Here is a 4,647-nt window from a genome sequence, read left to right on the forward strand (position 1 = left end):
TGTTATGGGGGATTCATTTGAGCCCCATAGTTGTGTTCACGTTCAGGAACATGGCGCCCATTGCCTTAGCTAAGTTCACGTTCGGGAACACAGCCGTCCGTGCCGCAAGACGGCCCGCCTACTCAAAGAATTGGAACTTGTTGGTTGAGAAGGCAAACGTGACGACAAAGCCTTTGCCGGAGTCGGATGCTGCGGTGGCGTCGATGCCCATCTTGGAGCACAGGCGCGCCACCAGATAGAGACCGATGCCCGTTGCGCGCTTGGTGGTGCGGCCGTTGTCGCCGGTAAAACCCTTCTCGAACACACGCGGCAGGTCGGCCGCGCTCACGCCGCAGCCGTTGTCCGCAACGATAAGCTCGATGCGCTCGCTTGCCAGGCCCTCGTCCAGCAACGCGCCCGAAAACACGATCTTCGCGCCGTCCTCGCACGCATATTTAATGCTGTTCTGAATGAGCTGGCCCAGAATAAACTCGAGCCACTTCTCGTCGGTAAAGACCTCGAAGTCGAGGTTCTCGCACACCGGGGCCACATGCGCCGCAATGAGCTCGCGCGCGTTGGCTTTAATCGCGCCCGTCACCAAGGTTTTGAGATCCCAGCGGCGAATCAGGTAGTCGCGCTCCACGACTTCCGAGCGCGCGTAGTACAGCGCCTGGTCGATATAGCGCTCCACGCGGGCAAGTTCGCGTGCCAGGTCGTCCACGCGCGACAGGTCGTCTTCGCTGCTGTCCAGGTTTTCCAAAATCAGGTGAGCCGCCGCCAGGGGCAGCTTGGCCTCGTGGACCCAGCTCTCGATATAGTCGCGATAGTCATCGGTCTGACGCCTGCCTTCGGCAACCTCGTCGCAGGCGGCTTTGCCCACCCGGCGCAAGACCTCGTATTCGAGCTCGCCCTCGGCATAGGTCGGGCATTGCACCATCTCCTGCACCCATGCAGGACTCTCGAGCTCCTCTGCCGCGCGCTCCAACTGACGCAGAAAACGGCGACGGCGAGCGTACTCGATCACGATGCCGAGCATACCAAAGATAAAGGACACGCCAACCGCCACGACCACGATAGAAACGGGTGCACCGGCGACCGTCAGCACAAAGCAGCTCAGCAGCACGCCGCACGTCCACACGGCGACGGGAAGCAGCGCGTCTTTAAAGAACTTGGCAAACGACATAGCCGGCCCCTAGACCGAATAGCCTTGGCCGCGGTGCGTCGTCAAATACCCCTTGATGCCGATTTTTTCGAGCGTGGTGCGCAGGCGGTTGATGTTGACGGTAAGCGTATTGTCGTCCACGAAGGCGTCGGAGTCCCACAGATCCTGCATGATGGCCGAGCGCGAAACAATCTTGCCCGCGCGGCTCAGAAGCAGCGAGAGAATACGCAGCTCGTTTTTTGTGAGCTCGGTGCTGGTGCCCGTTTGCGTGTTGGTGACCATGGAGCGTGCGAGGTCGAGCTCCAGTCCCTTGTGGACGAGCGTGCTGCGCTCGCCCGCCGCCGCGGTGCGACGCAGCAAGGCATTGATGCGCGCCACGAGCACACGGGCGTTGTAGGGCTTGGGAACAAAGTCGTCCGCGCCAAGCGTCATGGCCATGACCTCGTCGATCTCGGTCGCGCGCGACGTGAGGACGATGATGGGAACCTCGGATTCGCGGCGAACCTCATGGCAGATATGCTGGCCGTCCTTGACGGGAAGCGTGAGGTCGAGCAGCACCAGGTCGGGCGCGGCGGCGAGAATACCGCGCGAGACATGCTCAAACGATTCGCAGGCCTCGACCTCAAAACCGGCACGGGCAAGGATGTCGGCAAGCTCACGACGAATGGGCTCGTCGTCCTCAACGATATAGATTAGCGCCATGGATTCCGCCCCCCTCTTGGTTGTCTTGCCCCATTATGACCGCGGATCCGCAGATACGCGCCTCACGCGGCACCAAAGTGACAGAACTGTTCGCGAGTGGCAGAGGCTTGCCTCTCGCTCGCGACGAGCACGGGAATTAAATGAGTTTTTAATCCCCGTCCCAGAAACATCATTTAGCGGCGGGCACGGAGCTTTTCGTAGCCTTCGGCGAAGAAGGCGACCGTGGCGGCGTCGGAGTCGGCGGCGTCGGAGTCGGCGGCGGCAACCACACCGTGCTCGTCGCTCACCAGAAACAGCGCACCCTTGAGCTGCGCGGGAATGTCTACGCGCGTGACCGGGATGCCCTTGGTCTGGGCCAGCTGCTCGATGAGCGTCGCCGTGCCGCACAGGCACTCGTCCGCCGGCGCCACAAAGGCCAGCTCGCCGTTATCGACGGCGGCGAGCAGCTCGGGCGCCACGCCGGTTTCGTCGGCCTCGGAGCGGGCCTCGGCGGAGCGGGCACGTAGCGCCTTAGCCGACGTATCGGCCAGCGGCTCGTACTCGCCCACCGTCATGGCGGCGTTGCCATTGACGTCGATCACCAGCATGAGTACGCCGTCGTGCGCAGTGTAATCGCCCTCGGCAAGCGACCACTCAACGTGCTGTTTAGCCCAGCTGAGCATGTTATGGGTAAGCGGCTCGCCCTGCACCAGGCGCTCGGACAGTGCGCGAATGTGGCGGTTGAGCATGGGCACCTTTTTGTTGGACATGCGCCAACGGCAGACAAGCGCGGGCTTGTCGAGCGTGAACTTCTCGACCGCCTCCTGATTGGCGCAAAAGTCCTCGTACGCACGCTGATCCTCGGCATTGCCAAACAGCTCGGCATCATCAATCTGGGGCATGGTTGTACCTTTCGTGTTAGTCATTCCGTCCTCTTATACCAAAAAGACGGCCCTCCAAACGGAGCAGCCGTCTTTTGCAGAGATTATTTTGTCCCAGGGCGGAACTTAGTGACGGAAATGCCTGGCTCCGGTGAACACCATCGCGATGCCATGCTCATTGCAGGCCTGGATGCTCTCGTCGTCGCGCTTGGAGCCGCCGGGCTGAATGATGCAGGTCACGCCGTGCGCGGCAAGCACGTCGACGTTGTCGCGGAACGGGAAGAACGCGTCGCTTGCACAGGCAAAGCCGCCCTTCTCCACGCCCTCGCGCTCGCAGAAGTCCTCGGCGCGCTCGCAGGCCAGCAGTGCGGAGTCAACGCGGTTGGGCTGACCCGGACCCATGCCAATGCCGGCCTTGCCCTTGGAGATCAGGATGGCGTTGGACTTGACGCCCTTGCAGACCTTCCAGGCAAACTCGAGCTCGGCCATCTCGGCGTCGGTGGGCTTGCGGTCGGTGGGGAACGTAAAGGTCGCGGGGTCCTCGGTCACGTGGTCGACTTCCTGCACCAGCATGCCGCCGTCGACGGAGCGCAGCTCCACCTGGGCGCCGTGGTCCACGCCGCCGGTAGCCAACACGCGCAGGTTGGGGCGCTTGGCCATGCGCTCGAGCGCCTCGTCGGTGTAGCTCGGGGCGATGATGACCTCGACGAACTGCTTGTTCTGATCGGCAAAGTGCTCAACCAGCTCAAAGGGAACCTCGCGGTTGCAGGCGATGATGCCGCCAAAGGCGCTCTTGGGATCGCAGGCGAAGGCGCGATCGTAGGCGGCCGTGATGTCCTCGGCAACGGCGGAACCGCAGGGGTTCTGGTGCTTGAGGATCACGCAGGCCGGCTCGTCGAACTCGCGGACCAGGTTCCAGGCGGCGTCGGCATCCAGATAGTTGTTGTAGCTGAGCGGCTTGCCCTGGATCTGCTCGGAGCCCACGAGCGGGAACTGCGAGCTCGCGGTGTTCTCGCAGCCCTCGGCAAAGCGATAGACCGTGGCCTTCTGCTGCGGGTTCTCGCCATAGCGCAGGTCGTCGACCTTCTCCAGCGAAATCTCGAGCTTGGCAGAGGTGTCCGCCACGTCGCTTGCCTGGGCGGCAAGCCAACGGGAGATAGCCGTGTCGTAGGCGGCGGTGGTCTGGTAGACCTTCACCTGCAGGCGACGACGGGTGGAAAGCGTGGTGCAGCCACCGGTCTCGTGCATCTCGGCCAGGACGGCATCATAGTCGGCCGGGTCGGAGATGACGGTAACACTCGTGGCGTTCTTGGCGGCAGAGCGCAGCATGGAGGGACCGCCGATGTCGATGTGCTCGATGGCATCCGCGAAGGTGACCTCGGGATTAGCGACGGTCTTCTCGAACTCGTACAGGTTGACGACGACCAGATCGATCAGCTTAATACCGTGCTGAGCGGCCTCCTGCATGTGCTGCTCGGAATCGCGGCGGGCCAGCAGTGCGCCGTGAACCTTGGGGTGCAGGGTCTTAACGCGGCCGTCCATCATCTCGGGATAGCCCGTGAACTCCTCGATGGGGGTTACGGGAACGCCCGCATCCTCGATGGCACGAGCCGTGCCGCCCGTAGAGATGATCTCGACGCCAAAGTCATCGACCAGCGTCCGTGCGAAATCGACGACGCCCGTCTTATCGGTAACCGAGATCAACGCGCGTGCGATCTTCACATCAGATCCCATGCAGTCCTCCTGTCTGGTACGCCGCCGTGCTCTGTGAGCCGGTGATACGTCGATCTGCAGCGCTCGCGCAGCGGCATTGAAAATACTGATTCAATGTAGCGCATCGAGCGCGACGTTGCACCCCGCAACGGGCGCATGTGCAGAAAAAGTTTGCGAGCCTTGATTATCGACTTCATCCGAACACCTCCCACATTCATCCGTACATGTGCG

At 62.2% G+C, this 4,647-nt stretch carries 5 protein-coding genes; all 5 read right to left on the minus strand.

Features of this window, described 5'->3' with window-relative positions:
* Positions 1 to 118 precede the first annotated feature (118 nt).
* Positions 119 to 1,162: a sensor histidine kinase gene (locus tag DXC52_RS03230; RefSeq protein ID WP_117746103.1), complete on the minus strand. Its 1,044-nt coding sequence runs from the start codon at positions 1,160 to 1,162 to the stop codon at positions 119 to 121.
* Positions 1,163 to 1,171: 9 nt separating this feature from the next.
* On the minus strand, positions 1,172 to 1,843 hold the full coding sequence (locus tag DXC52_RS03235; protein ID WP_117746104.1) for a response regulator transcription factor: 672 nt from the start codon (positions 1,841 to 1,843) through the stop codon (positions 1,172 to 1,174).
* A 173-nt stretch (positions 1,844 to 2,016) separates the two neighbouring features.
* A complete protein-coding gene (locus DXC52_RS03240; protein WP_233504770.1) occupies positions 2,017 to 2,724 on the minus strand; it encodes a hypothetical protein in 708 nt (235 codons plus the stop codon).
* Positions 2,725 to 2,829: 105 nt separating this feature from the next.
* Positions 2,830 to 4,437, minus strand: a complete 1,608-nt coding sequence (purH, locus tag DXC52_RS03245) for a bifunctional phosphoribosylaminoimidazolecarboxamide formyltransferase/IMP cyclohydrolase (protein WP_117746105.1) — start codon at positions 4,435 to 4,437, stop codon at positions 2,830 to 2,832.
* A partial coding sequence (locus DXC52_RS10215; protein WP_233504771.1) for a hypothetical protein occupies positions 4,422 to 4,647 on the minus strand: 226 nt, incomplete at its 5' end. The genes DXC52_RS10215 and purH, both read right to left, overlap by 16 nt.

Source organism: Collinsella sp. TF05-9AC (genome assembly GCF_003438495.1).
Taxonomy (GTDB): Bacteria; Actinomycetota; Coriobacteriia; order Coriobacteriales; family Coriobacteriaceae; genus Collinsella.

Bases quoted from the DNA above. Each gene is read 5' to 3' on its own strand.
- DXC52_RS03230 (WP_117746103.1), bottom strand. From the start codon at position 1,162: ATGTCGTTTGCCAAGTTCTTTAAAGACGCGCTGCTTCCCGTCGCCGTG.
- DXC52_RS03235 (WP_117746104.1), bottom strand. From the start codon at position 1,843: ATGGCGCTAATCTATATCGTTGAGGACGACGAGCCCATTCGTCGTGAG.
- DXC52_RS03240 (WP_233504770.1), bottom strand. From the start codon at position 2,724: ATGCCCCAGATTGATGATGCCGAGCTGTTTGGCAATGCCGAGGATCAG.
- purH (WP_117746105.1), bottom strand. From the start codon at position 4,437: ATGGGATCTGATGTGAAGATCGCACGCGCGTTGATCTCGGTTACCGAT.